At 72.0% G+C, this 14,876-nt stretch carries 13 protein-coding genes; 4 read left to right on the forward strand and 9 right to left on the reverse strand.

All coding sequences use genetic code 11. The features are described from left to right. The first annotated feature begins 79 nt into the window (after positions 1-79). Positions 80-994, forward strand: a complete 915-nt coding sequence (locus AB0E07_RS08730) for an NADP-dependent oxidoreductase (protein ID WP_362247623.1) — start codon at positions 80-82, stop codon at positions 992-994. 77 nt (positions 995-1,071) lie between these two features. Here the strand turns inward: AB0E07_RS08730 and AB0E07_RS08735 are convergent, their stop codons facing one another. Genes AB0E07_RS08735 through rfbA form a run of 3 tightly spaced genes read right to left on the reverse strand, consistent with a single transcriptional unit; the run spans position 1,072 to position 3,640 of the window. Further along, complete coding sequence (locus tag AB0E07_RS08735) at positions 1,072-2,043, reverse strand: SRPBCC family protein (protein ID WP_362247624.1); 972 nt, start codon at positions 2,041-2,043, stop codon at positions 1,072-1,074. Further along, a complete protein-coding gene (gene rfbC, locus AB0E07_RS08740; protein ID WP_362247756.1) occupies positions 2,040-2,663 on the reverse strand; it encodes a dTDP-4-dehydrorhamnose 3,5-epimerase in 624 nt (207 codons plus the stop codon). Before rfbC ends, AB0E07_RS08735 begins: the two co-directional genes overlap by 4 nt. Positions 2,664-2,686: 23 nt before the next feature. Then, the gene (gene rfbA, locus AB0E07_RS08745) at positions 2,687-3,640 is read right to left on the reverse strand and encodes a glucose-1-phosphate thymidylyltransferase RfbA (protein ID WP_362247625.1); all 954 of its coding nucleotides are present in this window, start codon (positions 3,638-3,640) and stop codon (positions 2,687-2,689) included. Between the two features lie 116 nt (positions 3,641-3,756). Here rfbA and rfbB point away from each other — a divergent pair, with 116 nt between their 5' ends. Further along, positions 3,757-4,746: a dTDP-glucose 4,6-dehydratase gene (gene rfbB / locus AB0E07_RS08750; RefSeq protein ID WP_362247626.1), complete on the forward strand. Its 990-nt coding sequence runs from the start codon at positions 3,757-3,759 to the stop codon at positions 4,744-4,746. A 176-nt stretch (positions 4,747-4,922) separates the two neighbouring features. Here the strand turns inward: rfbB and AB0E07_RS08755 are convergent, their stop codons facing one another. The 5 genes from AB0E07_RS08755 to AB0E07_RS08775 form a co-directional block, all read right to left on the reverse strand. After that, positions 4,923-5,987, reverse strand: coding sequence for an LLM class flavin-dependent oxidoreductase (locus AB0E07_RS08755; RefSeq protein ID WP_362247627.1), 1,065 nt, complete (start codon positions 5,985-5,987; stop codon positions 4,923-4,925). A 28-nt stretch (positions 5,988-6,015) separates the two neighbouring features. Next, on the reverse strand, positions 6,016-6,486 hold the full coding sequence (locus tag AB0E07_RS08760) for a nuclear transport factor 2 family protein (RefSeq protein WP_362247629.1): 471 nt from the start codon (positions 6,484-6,486) through the stop codon (positions 6,016-6,018). Positions 6,487-6,520: 34 nt separating this feature from the next. Continuing rightward, a complete protein-coding gene (locus tag AB0E07_RS08765) occupies positions 6,521-7,642 on the reverse strand; it encodes a hydrolase (protein ID WP_362247630.1) in 1,122 nt (373 codons plus the stop codon). Between the two features lie 114 nt (positions 7,643-7,756). Next, positions 7,757-7,924: a hypothetical protein gene (locus tag AB0E07_RS08770; RefSeq protein WP_362247632.1), complete on the reverse strand. Its 168-nt coding sequence runs from the start codon at positions 7,922-7,924 to the stop codon at positions 7,757-7,759. Between the two features lie 317 nt (positions 7,925-8,241). Continuing rightward, positions 8,242-9,873, reverse strand: coding sequence for a sigma-70 family RNA polymerase sigma factor (locus AB0E07_RS08775; RefSeq protein WP_362247634.1), 1,632 nt, complete (start codon positions 9,871-9,873; stop codon positions 8,242-8,244). A gap of 382 nt (positions 9,874-10,255) precedes the next feature. Here AB0E07_RS08775 and AB0E07_RS08780 point away from each other — a divergent pair, with 382 nt between their 5' ends. Then, complete coding sequence (locus AB0E07_RS08780; protein WP_362247636.1) at positions 10,256-11,635, forward strand: FG-GAP and VCBS repeat-containing protein; 1,380 nt, start codon at positions 10,256-10,258, stop codon at positions 11,633-11,635. 130 nt (positions 11,636-11,765) lie between these two features. Here AB0E07_RS08780 and AB0E07_RS08785 read toward each other — a convergent pair whose 3' ends face one another. Next, positions 11,766-12,647 (reverse strand): alpha/beta hydrolase, encoded by an 882-nt coding sequence (locus tag AB0E07_RS08785; RefSeq protein ID WP_362247638.1) that lies wholly within the window; start codon positions 12,645-12,647, stop codon positions 11,766-11,768. 160 nt (positions 12,648-12,807) lie between these two features. Here AB0E07_RS08785 and AB0E07_RS08790 point away from each other — a divergent pair, with 160 nt between their 5' ends. Further along, on the forward strand, positions 12,808-14,871 hold the full coding sequence (locus tag AB0E07_RS08790) for an AfsR/SARP family transcriptional regulator (protein WP_362247640.1): 2,064 nt from the start codon (positions 12,808-12,810) through the stop codon (positions 14,869-14,871). Positions 14,872-14,876 lie beyond the last annotated feature (5 nt).

The following is a 14,876-nucleotide window of genomic DNA, read 5'->3' on the forward strand; positions in this document are numbered from 1 at the left end:
AGCAGTGCATCAGCGCTCCGGGCGCCTTCGGCAACCTGACGGGAACCCGGCCCGGACCGGTAACGGGAGGAAAATCCGCATGGCCACGGCAATTGCGTTCTCCGCCTACGGCGGCCCCGAGAAGCTCAGCCCGCTGGAGATCGACGAACCGGACGCGGGCCCCGGCGAGGTCCGCGTCCGCGTCCGCGCGGCCGGCGTCAACCCCGTCGATGTGAAGCTGCGGCGCGGCGACTTCGCGGGCACGGTCGCGGTGACGTTCCCGCAGCGCCTCGGCAACGAGTTCGCGGGCGTGATCGACCAGGTCGGAGCGGACGTCACCGCCTTCGCCGTGGGCGACGAGGTGCTCGGCTTCACCGCGATGGCGGCCTACACCGAGGTCCTGACGGTCCCGGCCGGCTCGGTCGCCGCCAAACCGGCCGCCCTGTCCTGGGAGGTGGCCGGCGCCCTGTCGGCCGTCGGCCAGACCGCCTGCAACGCGCTTCAGGAGCTGAAGGTCGCCTCCGGCGAGACCCTGCTGGTGCACGCGGCGGCCGGCGGCGTCGGCACCGTCGCCGTGCAGCTGGCCCGGCGTCTGGGCGCACGGGTCATCGGTACGGCGAGCGAACGCAACCACGCCTACCTGCGCTCCCTCGGCGCCGAACCGGTCGTGTACGGAGCGGGCCTGGTCGAGAGGGTGCGGGCACTGGCCCCGGACGGTGTGGACGTCGTCCTCGACGCGGTCGGCGGGCCCGCGGTGGACGCGTCGCTGGAACTCGTCGCCGACCGCACCCGGATCGGCACCACCGTGGACCAGCGGGCGGCCGACGAACACGGCATCCTCCGGCTGCGGGGCTCCCGCTCCACGGAGATCCTCGCCGAACTGGCCGGCCTCGCCGCCGGCGGTGAACTGGAGTTGCCCGTCGCCGCCGTCCACCCGCTCACGGCCGCCGCGCAGGCCCACCGTGAGGTCGAGGGCGGCCATGTGCGCGGCAAGGTGGTCCTCGCCGTCGGCTGACAGCGGCACGGCGGGGAGGGCACCGGCAGCGAATGCCGGTGCCCTCCCTGTGCGCGCGGCCGTCGCGGGCGGTCTCGTCACCCGCCGCGCCGCCGGCGCTCCGCGAACTCCTTCGCCCGCGCCAGGACTTCGGTGCTGCTGGTGCTCAGTGCCCGCCGGGTGAAGTCCCCGGCCGCGACCACGTCCGCCCCCTCGCCGAGCACGCTCGCGATGCCGGACGGGGAGAGGACCACGGTGTGCCGGGACGATACGAGGGTTCCGTCGCCGTCGGCCGTCACGGTGTACGCGCCGGTGTGCACGGCGGCCAGCGGCGGCAGCAGCAGATGCCGGTAGACGATCCGCTCCGAGGGGAAGCACACCCGGACGACCTTGGAGGGGTGGTCCACACCCCGCTCGGTGTGGGTGACCCAGTCCAGCAGCTGTACGCCGTCGCCGCCCTCCCGCGCCGCCACCGACACGATGTGGGGGATGCGCTCGGGCCAGGCGGCCGCGTCGGACAGGAACTCGTAGACGTCCTCGACCGATCCGTCGATCCTCGCGGTGTCCTCGATCGGCACCACCAGCCGCTCGTCGGCGGCCTCCCGTTCGGCCGCCTCCTTCAGCGCGGCCAGTTCGGCGGTGCTGTTGCGGTCCAGGGTCTCGGCGATGAACTTCAGGACGGCGGGGTCGGTCGAGGCCGGCCGGCAGTCGTGCAACAGCCGCACCAGGCAGGTCCGTTCCGAGCGCGGCTCCACGACCCAGGAGCCGCCCATGTCGGCGACCGGCGCCTGAGTGGTCTCCTGCCGGTAGTCGATCCGCAGTTCCGCCGGTCGCAGCACCCGCAGCGCCACCCAGGGGAACACCCGGTCGCCCGACATCAGCCAGACGCCCACGCGTTCGGTGGTGCCGTCGCCCGAGAACCGTTCCATGTGCGCGATGTTGGGGAACAGCCGCGGCCCGTGGGCGACATCGGAGAGCAGCCCGTAGACCAGGGCCGCCGGCGCGGCGACCTCGGCACGGTGCTCCACCTCGTGCACCTCACCGGGCGCGGTGCTCGCGGGCGCGCTCATACGGCATCTCCCCCTGACGCGGCGGACTTCGCGTCCAGGCCCGCCGTGAAGCGCCGGCAGGCGTCGTAGTCCGGGAGCAGCCCGTCCTCGGCGAGCTGTTTGACGGTCGGCGCGGTCGAGTCGCGCTCGGACAGCCGCGGCTCGCCCAGGGCCGGCCACTCGATCGCCAGGTCGGTGTCCATCGGGTGCACGGCCCGCTCCCGCTCGGGGGCGTAGACCGCGGAGCACAGATAGGCGACGGTGGCCGAGTCGGTCAGCGCGCAGTAGCCGTGCCCCAGGCCCTCGGAGATGTACACCGCCTTGTGCATGTTGCTGTCCAGCCGGACCGCCTCCCACTTCCCGAAGGTCGGCGATCCCTCCCGCAGGTCGACGATCACGTCGAGCACCGCACCCGAGGGGCAGGTGACGAACTTGGCCTGTCCGGGCGGTACATCGGCGTAGTGGATGCCGCGCACCACCCCGAGGGAGGAGACCGCGAGGTTCGCCTGCTGGAGTTCCAATGGGTGTCCCACCGCCTCGGCGAGGTGGTCGAAGCGGTACCACTCCATGAACCGGCCGCGGCTGTCCGGGTGCTGGCGGGGAGTCACCTCCCACAGGCCCTCGATCGACAGAGCTCGAATCTGCACGGCGCCTCCTGTGGCTCCTACTGGTCGGCTGTGGCAGGCGTCGCGGCGGCCACGGCGGCGCTGAACCGGGCGGACGGTGCGGCGGCCAGGTCGGCGCCGAACCGGGCGGACGGATCGAGGAGTTCGAGCAGGTACGGGCCGTACCCGCTCTGCATCAGCGGCTCGGCGAGACGGGCGAGCTGGGCGTCGTCGATGAGCCCGGCACGCCAGGCCGCCTCCTCCACACAGCCGATCATCAGCCGCTGCCGTGTCTCCAGGACCCGGACGAACTCACCGGCCTGCATCAGCGAGGTGAACGTGCCGGTGTCCAGCCAGGCGGTGCCCCGGTCCAGCACGGTGACCTGAAGTTGACCGCGCCTGATGTACTCCGCGTTGACGTCGGATATCTCCAACTCGCCCCGCGCGGACGGGGTGAGCTTGCGGGCGATGTCCACGACCTCGTTGTCGTAGAAGTACAGGCCCGGCACCGCGTAGGGGGACTTGGGACGCTCGGGCTTCTCCTCGATCGAGGTCACCCGGCCCTGCTCGTCGAACTCGATCACGCCGTAAGCGGTGGGGTCCTTGACCTGGTGGGCGAAGATCCAGCCGCCCTTGATGTTCCGCCGGGACCGCAACTGCGTTCCCAGACCGACCCCGTGGAAGATGTTGTCGCCCAGGATCAGGGCGACCGGGTCCTCGCCGATGAAGTCGGCACCGAGCAGGAACGCCTGGGCGATGCCCTCGGGGCGTTCCTGGGCGAGGTACTCCAGCCGGAGCCCCCACTGCGATCCGTCGCCGAGGAGCCGCTGGAACTGGTCCTGCTCATGGGGCGTCGTGATGACCAGGATCTCCCGGACACCGGCATTGATGAGGGTGCTCAACGGGTAGTAGATCATCGGTTTGTTGAACACTGGCATGAGCTGCTTGGAGACCGCCTGGGTGAGGGGCCGTAAACGCGACCCCGTGCCACCGGCGAGAAGAATGCCGCGCATGTTCGGCAGCATAGGCGCAAGGCACTTCCGCGGTACACCCGGGCACAGTTGAATTCAACTGCCTCGCGAGCACGACACCACCGCATATTGAGCCGATGGTTCCAGTCTCTGCGGTCATGAGGATTCTCGTGACCGGCGGCGCCGGATTCATCGGCTCCCATTTCGTGCGCAATCTGCTCTCGGGACGATATCCGAAGATCCCGGAACCGAAAGTCACTGTACTGGACGCGCTCACCTACTCGGGAACACTCACCAATCTCCGGCCGATAGCGGACCATCCCCGGTTCACTTTCGTCGAGGGTGACATCCGGGACACGGAACTGGTGAACTCCGTACTGCCCGGCCACGACGCGGTGGTCCACTTCGCCGCCGAGTCCCACGTCGACCGCTCCATCCACGGGGCGCTGCCCTTCGTCACGACGAACGTGACCGGCACCGGCGTCCTCCTCGACGCCGCCCACACCCACGGCCTCGGCCGCTTCGTGCACGTCTCCACCGACGAGGTGTACGGCTCCATCCCGACCGGCTCCTGGAGCGAGGAACAGCCCCTGGCACCCCGTTCCCCCTACGCCGCGAGCAAGGCCGGCTCGGACCTGCTGGCGCTCGCCTACCACCGCACCCACGGCCTCGACGTCGTGGTGACCCGCTGCTCCAACAACTACGGCCCGTACCAGTTCCCGGAGAAGGTCATCCCCCTCTTCGTGACCCGGCTGCTGGCCGGGCAGGACGTCCCGCTGTACGGCGACGGCGGCAACGTACGCGACTGGCTGCACGTCGACGACCACTGCGCGGGCATCGAACTGGTGCTGCGGGGCGGCCGGCCCGGCGAGGTCTACCACATCGGCGGCGGCACCGAGCTGACCAACCGCGAGCTGACCGGCCTGCTGCTGGGTGCCTGCGGAGCGGACTGGGACCGGGTGCGCATGGTCGAGGACCGCAAGGGGCACGACCGCCGGTACTCCCTCGGCATCGACAAGATCAAGGAGGAACTCGGCTACCGGCCCGGTACCTCCTTCGCGGAGGGGCTGGCGGCCACCGTCGCCTGGTACCGGGACAACCCGGCCTGGTGGGAGCCGCTGCTCGACCGCGCGGCGCTGGGTGTGTGACGGTCCGCCGGCGCGCCCCCGGCCATTCGGCGTCGGGGGCGCCGCTGCCGGGTGCCCGGGGGGCGCCGGGTGCCCGGGTGCCCGGGTGCCTTGGTGTCGTGGCGTCCGGGTGTTGTGGACAGGCATCAGGGGTGCCGTCCCGGACAGCCCCGCCGGGCCCGGGACGGCACCCCCGGTCAGGCTGCCCGCAGCGGGAACAGCCCCGGCAGCACCTGCTCGGCCAGCAGGCGCAGTGTGGTCGCGGCGTCCTCGTAGGACAGATGACCCGAGTGGACGCCCAGACTGAGGGTGAGGTCGTCGCCGTACCACTCGGCGAGCGTCTCGAGTTGGCCCCGGACGCTGTCCGGCGTGCCGACCAGCAGCTTGTTCTCGGCCACCTTGGCGTCGAAGTCGGAGCCCTTCGCCAGCTTCTCCGCGAGCTTGCTGTACCCGGGATACGCCGTGCTCGACACATGGCGCCAGGAGTCGACCGCGGCCCGGAACGACGCCGTGTTGGCCTCGTCGTCCGTCCGCCCCGCCTTCCGCGCCCACTCGGCGTCCTCGCTCACCACGGTCGGATAGCTCAGGTGGATCCGGGGCTCCCCGGCCCCCGCCCACTCCGCGCGGAACAGGCTCAGCCGCTCCTGAAGCCCCTCGCGGGACATGGCGTTCGGCACCGTCTGGAGATGGTGGCCGAGCCGGGCGGCGTCGGCGACGGAGTCCAGGCTCTGCGCGGTGGTCACGAAGACGGGCGGATGCGGCCGCTGCACCGGCCGGGGCAGCAGCGTCACCGGGCCGAACCGGTGGAACTCCCCCTCCCACACCACGTTCTCCTCCGACCACAGCTTCTGAATGGCCGCCACATTCTCGGTGAAACGGCGGCGGCTTTCATCGATCGGAATACCGAACGCCTCGAACTCGTCGGGCAGGAAAGCCCGGCCGAAAGCCGCGTCCAGACGCCCCTGGGAGAGGTTGTCCAGCATCGCGAGTTTCCCGGCCAGCTTCACCGGGTGTTGGAACGCCGGAATGGTGGCACTGGTGCCCAGCCGTACCCGCCGGGTCCGGCCGGCCGCGGCGGCGAGAAAGGTCGTGGCGTCAGGACTGTATCCGCCGTACGTGAAGAAGTAGTGCTCCACTATCTTGACGTGGTCGTAGCCCAGCTCTTCCGCCAGATCGACGAGCCGAAGGCATTCGTCGAAATACTGGTCGGCAGGTTTGTCGCCCGGCCCCACGGTCGGGAAAAAGACGATTCCGATACGCATGCCCACTCCTGTCGGTCCTGCCGCGGATTCAGCTCTCCAACGCTTCGATGCCGACGTTGCGGTGGCGCACCAGCCAGTGACCGCCCTCCCGCACCAGAACGTCGCGGCAGATCACATGCCCGAAGATGTCCGGCCGCTGCCCGCGCGGTGCCCGCATCGCCAGCGAGTAGTACCGCGCGTGTACGGTTCCGTCCGGCTGCTCCGCGACGACCAGGCTGTTCACCCAGTGCCGCATCACGGTGCCCGCCGCGGCGAGTTCCGCGACGCGCTTGGTGATCGAGGCTCTGATGGCCTCCCGGCCGTACAGTGCGTCGGTGCGCCCCGGCTCCTCGAACACGGCGTCCTCGGTGTACGCGTCGGCCCAGGCGTCCGGCTCGCCGTCGTCCATCAGGCACATGTGCCAGGCGTAGAACTGGGTTATCTCGGCGTAGAGTTCGGGATCGGCGAACGCGGGTCGTGCCGTCGCGGGCGGAGCGGTCTCTCCTTGCACCTCAGTCACCTTCTCCTCTGGATGTGCCGGTCGTGGTAGTGGGTCAGGTCGTCCTCGTGGCTGCCGGCGGAGTCCCCAGCAGCTGACTGCCGTACGCGCCGCCCGCGGTCTCGAAGCGCAGGGCGACATGGCTCGCCACGCAGTGCACATCCCGCCAGATCCGCTGAAGCGGATCGTCCTGGGCCTGCGCGCCGGATCCGGCCGAGCGGAACAGCCGCTCCACCGCGTCGACCAGGAACTCCGCGGCCAGCGCGCAGTCCCTCGGCCCCCGCGCGCCGTCGGCGCCGGCCCGCCCCTCGTCACCCGAGCGCGCCACCCGGCGCAGCAGCAGCGCCGCGCTCTCGATCTCGCCCTCGGCGCGGGCCAGCACGGCGTGCGTCGACGGACCGCCCCGGCCCGACATGCGCGCCGACCAGGCCCGTACCGCGGCACGTGCCGCACCGAGCGCGGGGGCGGCGAACAGGGTGCCGCTGATCGCCCGCAGGGGTGCGGTGTGGCAGTCGGCGTCGGAGCCGACGGCCCGCCCCTGCCAGATGGCGTCCCGTGTGACGGACCGGTGCTCGGGGACGAACACGTCGTCGACGACCAGGGTGTTGCTGCCCGTCGCACACATACCGACGTTGAACCAGGTGTCGGCGACGCGGTAGGCGCCGCGAGGCACGGCGAAGAACCGGGCGACCTCCTGGTCGCCTTCGGCCGTCAGCGCGCAGATCAGCGCCCACTCGGCGAAGTCCACCCCGCTGACGAGCGACCACTGCCCGCGCAGCCGCCAGCCGCCCGGTACGGCGGTCGCCCGCCCCGTGGGGTTGAGCGCTCCCACGACGACGGTGTCGGCCCCGGCGGCCCACAGCTCGCGCTGTCCCTCCTCCGGCAGGCAGACCCCCATCCGGCCGGCACCGGAGGCGACGGCGGCGATCCACGCGGCCGAGGTACAGCCCTCGCCCACCGTGGCCACCGACTCCAGCAACTCCCCGAACCCACCGGCCCGGCCGCCCCAGCGGGTCGGCACGAAGTGCCGCACGAACCCCGCCGCGACCAGCGCCTCCACCACCTCACCGGGCAGCCGCCGCGCGATGTCCGCCTGCACGGCATGCCGGGCGGCCACCTCGGCGGCCACCCCCACCGCACCGGCTCTACCGGTGCGGTCCAGTAAGGAACCGGACATACGCGCTGCCTCCTCGCGATCGGACCTTGGAGTGCCGCACATCAACTTGGTCGACCGGGCTGGAGGGGGGTTGGGGGATCTCTGGAGACCCGGTGGAGGGCGGGGGCGGCTGACTCAATCCACTGTCCGTGCAGCGGCTGCTTCGATGCCTGACGCCCGCAGCCTGCGCGCCAGGCGTTCCATCTCGGGCAGGGTCCCTGAGTACTGCCCGGTCAAGACCTGCTCCAGGACGGCCCGGACACCGTCCAGACCGATGCCGAGTTCCGCTCGCAGCACCCGCATGATGGCGGCGTTCCTCGTCGTCGGAGCTACCCGTAGGCTTGCCCGCCCGTGCTCGGAGAGCATTCGGCCACGCAATTCCGCCGTCAGGTCACCGCCACAAACGGCCAGGGCGAACTCGCAGGCCGCGCACGTCGACTCGACATCCCACCGCAGTGCCTCGCCCACCAGCGCCCGCGAACGTCTTCGTGAGGCGCCAATCCAGAAGCGAGGTGCTTCGGGCGAACTCGGCAAGGGGGCGCTCGTGCTGAGCCGTTTCCTGGGAGCGGATCTGCAGGCCTGATCCAGGGCGTAGATGAAGAGGAGTGCCCGGCGGGTTCCTACAGCTTGGCGCCGAAGGCCTGGGTCCACCAGGGGCCGCCGGGGCCGTCGTGCATGCCGATGCCGATGTCTTTGAACGAGCAGTTGAGGATGTTCGCGCGGTGGCCGGGGCTGTTCATCCAGGAGTCCATCACGGCGGCCGGGGTCTGCTGGCCCTTCGCGATGTTCTCGCCGTAGGTGGACCAGCGGTAGCCGGCCGCCGTGATGCGCTGACCGGGGTCGGTGCCGTCGGGGCTCGTGTGGTCGAAGAAGTCGCGGGCGGCCATGTCCTGGGAGTGACCGAGCGCGGCCTGGTTCAGCAGGGAGTCCGCCGCGAGCGGGCCGCAGCCGGCGCTCGCCCGCTCCTCGTTCACCAGCGCGACGACCTGTCCGACGGTGCCGGTGGGGGCTGACTGCGCCTGGGGCGTGCTGGACGCGGTCCGGGTCGGCTTCGGGGTCGGGCTAGGAGTTGGCGTCGACTTCTCGGTCGCTTTGGGGGAGCTGGAGGGCTTCGCCTTCTTCGAGGCCGAGACCGACGGAGAGGGGGACTCCGACGGCGGCGCCGAGGTCTTGAGGGGACCGGACTCCGAGAGTTCCGGGACGGGCGCGCCGGCGCCGGTGGCCGTCGCAGGCTCCTCCGTCCCGGTGCCGGGGTCCGAGCCGAAGTACCACAAGCCGCCGCCCGCCACGCAGGCCGCGACGACCGCACCTGCGGCGGCCCGGCGTCGGTTGCGTCTATTGCGGCGCGCTTGCACGCGGGAGACGCCCCGTCCGCCCGGGGCGCGACGCCCGGCCCCGGCGCCGCCGTGTTCACCCGAGGCGCTCACCGCCAAGGCCGACCCGGCCGGAGCCATCCGGTCGGCGGCGGACAGCACCCGCTCCAGCAGCAGTGGCGTCGCGGCGACCAACGCGAGGCCGGCCAGGAGCCCTTCGGCGGGCATCAACCCGCTCCACATACCGGAACAACGCCCACATTCCCGGGCGTGCCGGGCTATTCGCTTGCGCCACAGTGCCGAGGGTCGACCGTCCCACGGCGCGAGCAGGTCGTGCAGCTCCTCGCAGCGCGGGCGCGCGTCCAGCGCCCGCACGACCACCCGGGCCGCCTCCAACTGCGCCTTCATCCGCTGCACCCGCACCGCCGTGTGCTGCGGCGACAGTTCCAGCGCCGCGGCCACCTCGGTCCGGGTCAGCTCGCCGGCGCACTCCAGCCACCACAGTGACAGCAGGCCCCGGTCGTCGGGCTCCAGCCAGCGGGTGGCACGCGCCGCCTCCTGGCGCTGCCCGGACAACTGCAACTGGACCATGGTCAGATCGACGAAGTCGGCGCCGGGGTCCGCCAATTCCGTGGCCTCCTCCACACCGCCCGGGGCGCTCTGCCGGGTGTGCCAGTGCGTCCGGACCTGGTTCATCGCGATCGCCACGAGCCAGGAGCGGAAGCTTTCGGGAGTCCGCAGGCCGTCGAGTGAGTCGAGGGCGCGCATCATGGTCTCCTGGACCACGTCGTCGACGTCGACGGAGCCGTTCAGCGCCCGCCCCACGATGTTGTAGACCAGCGGAAGGTACGCGCCGACCAGGGCGTCCTGGGCCTCCGGGTCGCCACTCCGGGCGGCCGTCACCAGTGCCGCGAGCTCCCTCGTGGGCTCTGTACTCATCACAAGCTTCCCTGTCCTCGACGCCGAACGATGCTGTCCGATACCTGGGAGATCGCTGGGTGGACCCCGGATAACAGTTCTTGACGCGGTTCTTTCGGACGCGTGTTCCAGGAGAGCCTCACGAGGCTGACGCGACGGCGCAAGGAAGAACGTCACATCCACGGGCCCTTGGCACGGAAGAACGTGGCGATATGAATTGAATGCCCTGTTCCGTACCGCGCCCGGAGCGGTTCACCTTTGCCAACCCCTGAGCGTTGCATGGTGAGTTCCGTTCCGCCCCTGTGGGCAACCATCCTTGTCACCCGGCGGTCACATCCGCAGCGGCGGGCCTGACCATGAACGCCCGCCCTTCCCGTGAGCACTGGTGTGAAGGAGTCTGTCGGTGAGTCCAGCGAGGTGGACCATCGCGGTGGCGGCCGCGGTGGCCCTGGCCCTGGGAGGGCTTCTGGTGCTGCCCGCGCTGCTGCGGGACAGCGCGTCCGTCACTGCCGTGCACCGGGCTCCCGACTTCGATGGCGATGGTCGGGGAGATCTGGTCATGCCGGACCAGGACGGCAGAGTCGATGGGCTGAATCAGGCCGGATATGTTGCCGTGGCTTACGGGCCCGAACCCGGCCGGACTCCGAAGACGCAGGTCATCACCGAGGACTCGGCCGGAGTGCCCGGTCGTGCGGGCGCTCACGAATACTTCGGCGGCGGTTGCGTGTGGTGGGACTTCGATGACGACGGCTACACGGACCTGGTGGTGGGCGCTGCCGGCCGGGCGAGCGTGGTGTGGGGCGGACCGGAAGGTCTGTCGGGCGGCACCGTCCTCGTCGCAGGAATGAGCGAGGCACTGACAGGACAGCTCGTCGTCGGCGACTTCGACGGCGACGGTCGTCAGGACGTCGCCGCGGAAGGGTGGATCGCCTACGGGCCCCTCACCCGCACCGGCGGCGCGGCCCGCACGGAGCGGATCCACCTGGACACCGGCGAGCACGCGGTGCAGGAGGCGGAGGAGGAGTACTGGAAGACGTATGACATCGCGGCCGGGGATGTCGACGGTGACGGTTTCACCGACCTGCTCGCTGTGGCCTCAGTGGACCACGACGGCGAACCCGGCGACGCCCTCCTGCTGTTCCTCAGGGGGAGTTCAGCTGGTCTGAAGGCGCCGGTCACCGTGCGCAAGGGGGAGAGCGGGGATCGTCCGGACAACGTCGGCCGCGAGATCGAGACGGGCGATCTGAACAGCGACGGTTACGACGACATGGTCTTCGGCGACTGGTCCGGTACGGGCTCGGTGAAGGTGGTTCTCGGCAGCGCCGCCGGACCGGATCCGGACCGGATCAGGACCGTCGACCAGAAGTCATCCGCGGTGCCCGGTCCGCGGACCGGCTCCGGTTTCGCCTCGTCCGTCGCGGTCGGTGACGTCGACGGCGACGGGAACCTCGACGTGGCGGTGGGCGACCCGTACGCGAGGGTGGGCAAGCAGCAGCGCGCCGGGCGGGTCGTGGTGCTGAAGGGCGACGGAGCAGGGAAGCTGACCGCTCCGGGCGCCCAGTCGGTCCACCACGCCCTGCCCGGCGTGCCGCTGGAAGGAACGTCCTTCAGCGCATGGCACCTCGCACTCCTGGACACCGACTTCGACGGCCGCACCGACGTCGTCGTGGGCACCAACCCATGGGGTGCCCACCCGGACGGCTACTGCGTCCTGCCCGGCACGCGCGAGGGGATCACCGGCACAGGCTCGTACTGCATCGCCGTACCCGAGCCGGGCAGGTGAGCCGACGCGCTGATGACGGCATGGAAAGCCGTGGCCTGAGGTGGCGTACCCCCTCCTCCCTCCAGAGGGCTCCTCTCCCGCTGTACGGGCTCACGGCGGCGCATGGGGTGCGGCATCGGTGGGTCGCCGGTCAGCGGTCGGCGAGAGCCCGGATCTCGTCGGCGATCAGCTCGGGGTCCTCCTCGGCCATGAAGTGGCCGCAGGTGACGGTGCGGTGGCGAAGGTCCCCGCTCCAGGCACTCCACAGGCCCTGAGCGTGGTAGCCGAGCGCCGCGCCCCAGTCCTGTTGGAGGACGGTGACCGGCATGGCCAGCTTGTTGCCGGCCTCGCGGTCGATGGCGTCGTGGTCCACGTCCGCACCGGCCGAGGCCCGGTAGTCGGCGACGATCGAGGGCACGGCCGCCGCGGAGGCGGCGAGGTAGTGGGCGCGGACGTCGGAGGGGATGGCGTCCGGGTCCTTGGTCCAGGCGTCGAGGAAGTAGCCGAAGAAGCTGTCGGCGGCCCCCTGGATCATTTCCTCGGGCAGGCCGGGGGCCTGAGCCATCAGGTAGAGGTGGAAACCGACGGCGCCGTTCACGCCGCGCAGCGCGTCCCACATGTCGAGCGTGGGCAGGACGTCGAGGAAGAGGGCGCCGGCCACGGCGTCCGGGTGGTCCATGGCGGCGCGGAAGGCGACCAGGGCGCCGCGGTCGTGGCCGGCGAGGGTGAAGCGGTCGTGTCCGAGCCCGGCGGCCAGACGCACGACGTCACGGCCCATGGTGCGCTTGGAGTAGACGTCCGGCCCGGTCTCGGCGGGCTTGTCGCTGGCGCCGTAGCCGCGGAGGTCGGGGCAGATCACGGTGTTGTCGGCGGCGAGGTCCTCGGCGACGTGCCGCCACATCAGGTGGGTCTGCGGGAATCCGTGCAGCAGGACGACCGGGGTGCCCGTGCCACCGACGGCGGCGGTCAGAGTGACGCCGTCGTCGACGCGGACGCGGTGCTCGGTGAAACCGGGGATGTTCAGGGTGGTCAACGTGACTCCGGTGCTTCGTGGCAGAGTGGACGTTTCCGGGCTTTCGGCCTCGGCGGCCCCGGTGATCCGGGGACGGCACCAAGGTTGCGAGCCCCGGATCAGCGATCGATGAGTGGACATGCGGCACGCCCGACGGCGCCGCCCGTGAAGGGACCCTGCGGTGGGCGTGGAGTTCGGACTGCTGGGGCCGGTGGTCGCCCGGGACGCCGACGGTTCGTCGCTCCCGCTCGGCGCACCCCGCCATCGGGAGGTGCTCGGGCGACTGCTGGTGGCGCGGGGCCGGGTGGTGCCGGTCGCCCGGCTGGTGGCGGATCTGTGGGAGGGCGAACCGCCGGCGGGTGCGGTGGGTTCGGTCCGCACCTTCGTGGCGGCCCTGCGGCGGGCACTGGAACCGGGCCGCCTTCCACGGACCCCGTCCCGCCTGCTCGTCACGGACGGTCCCGGCTACGCCCTGCGCGCCGGACGCGACGCGGTCGACGCCTGGCGGTTCGAGGACACCATCGCGCGGGCCGCCGAGGCGCCGCCCCAAGCGGCCGTCGCCCTGTGGGACGAGGCGCTCGCCCTCTGGCGGGGGTCTGTGCTGGCCGACTTCCCCGCGGCGGCGTGGGCCTCCGCCGAACGCGCCCGCCTGGAGGCCCTGCGCCTCGACACGGTGGAGCGGCGCGCGGACGCCCTGCTGGCGACCGGCGCCGCTCGGGACGCCGTCGCCGATCTGCGGGCGCATGTCGCCGCGCACCCCGGCCGGGAGGACGGCTGGGTGCTGCTGGCCACCGCATTGGATCGCGCCGGGCGGCGCGGCGAGGCCCTGGAGGCGCTGGCCCAGGCGGGCGACGCCCTCGCCGGGGGACGCGGCGGGCGCGCCCTGGCGCGGACCGAGGCACGCATCCTCAGCGGTACGGAGGACTCGGCGGCCGAACCGGCCGGGACGGCCGACAGCATCTGGAACCGGGCGGCGGCCTCCTGGGACCGCTCGGTGCCCGCCCGGTCGCGGGCCCGGCTGCACGCCACCGCCGGCCTGCTGCGCGACCTCGCGGTGACAGGAGCCGACGGACTGGTGGAGGCCGGCCGGCACCGCCGGGACCTGGTCGCTGCGGCCGAGACGACCGGCGACACCGAACTCGCCGCCCGGATCATCGGCTCCTACGACGTCCCGGCGGTGTGGACCCGCGCCGACGACCCCGAAGCCGCAGGTGAGCTGTCCCGGGCCGCCGCCCGCGCCGCCGCCAGGCTCGGCCCCGACGGACCGGCGGCGCTGCGCGGCCGGCTGCTGTCGGTCGTGGCCGTCGAGTCACGGGGCGACGCCGCCGCCGACGCGCCGCTCGCCCGGGCCGCCGACGCACCCGCCGACGCACCCGCCGCCGAACCGTGGCGGCGACGTGCCGCGGGCGCCTCCGAGGAGGCCGTCCGGCTCGCCCGGCGCCTCGGCGACCCCGCCCTGCTCGCGTTCGCACTCAACGCAGCCTTCATGCAGTCCTTCGGCGACTGCGGGTCGGCGGCCCGTCGTGACGCGCTCGGCGCCGAACTGGCCCGGCTCGCCGTCGACCACCAACTCCCCGAACACGAGGTGCTGGGCCGCATCGTCCGCCTCCAAGCGCTCGCCGGCCTGGGCGACTTCACGGCAGCCGACACCGAGGCCGAGGAGATCGACCGGCTCGCGCACCGCAACGAACGCCCCCTGGCAGGGGTGTTCACCGCCTGGTACCGGGCCCTGCGCATCTGCGAGGCCGAGGGCTGGGCGGCAGCCCGCACCCCTTACCTCCAGGTTCTGGCGGACACCGCGGACTGCGGCATGCCCGGCCTCACGCGGGGAGCCGCCGCGCTGGTCGCCCTGGTCCCGATCATGCGCGAAGACGCTCTGCCCGACCCCGGCGACTTCGCCCACCTCGACGCCGGCCCCTACCGGCCCTGGCTCGACCCCCTGCTCCTCGCCGCCTCGGGCGCCACCGAACAGGCCCACAAGGCACTCGCGACGGTGCCCCGGCCACCGCACGACCACCTCCAGGAGGCGCTCTGGTGCGTACTCGCCCGCGCCGCCGGGGCAGTCGGGCATGTGCCGGTCCTGCGCCGCGCCCGAGAGGAACTCACCGCTGCCGAAGCCGAGTACGCCGGGGCCGGCAGCGGCCTGATCTCCTTCGGCCCGGTCTCCCACCACCTGGCCGCCATCAACGCGGCACTCGACGCGCACGCCCCCTCTTCCAGCGCAACAGCCGACGGCAAGCTGTAGAAGCA

The organism is Streptomyces sp. NPDC048002 (assembly GCF_040653275.1).
Lineage (GTDB): Bacteria > Actinomycetota > Actinomycetes > Streptomycetales > Streptomycetaceae > Streptomyces.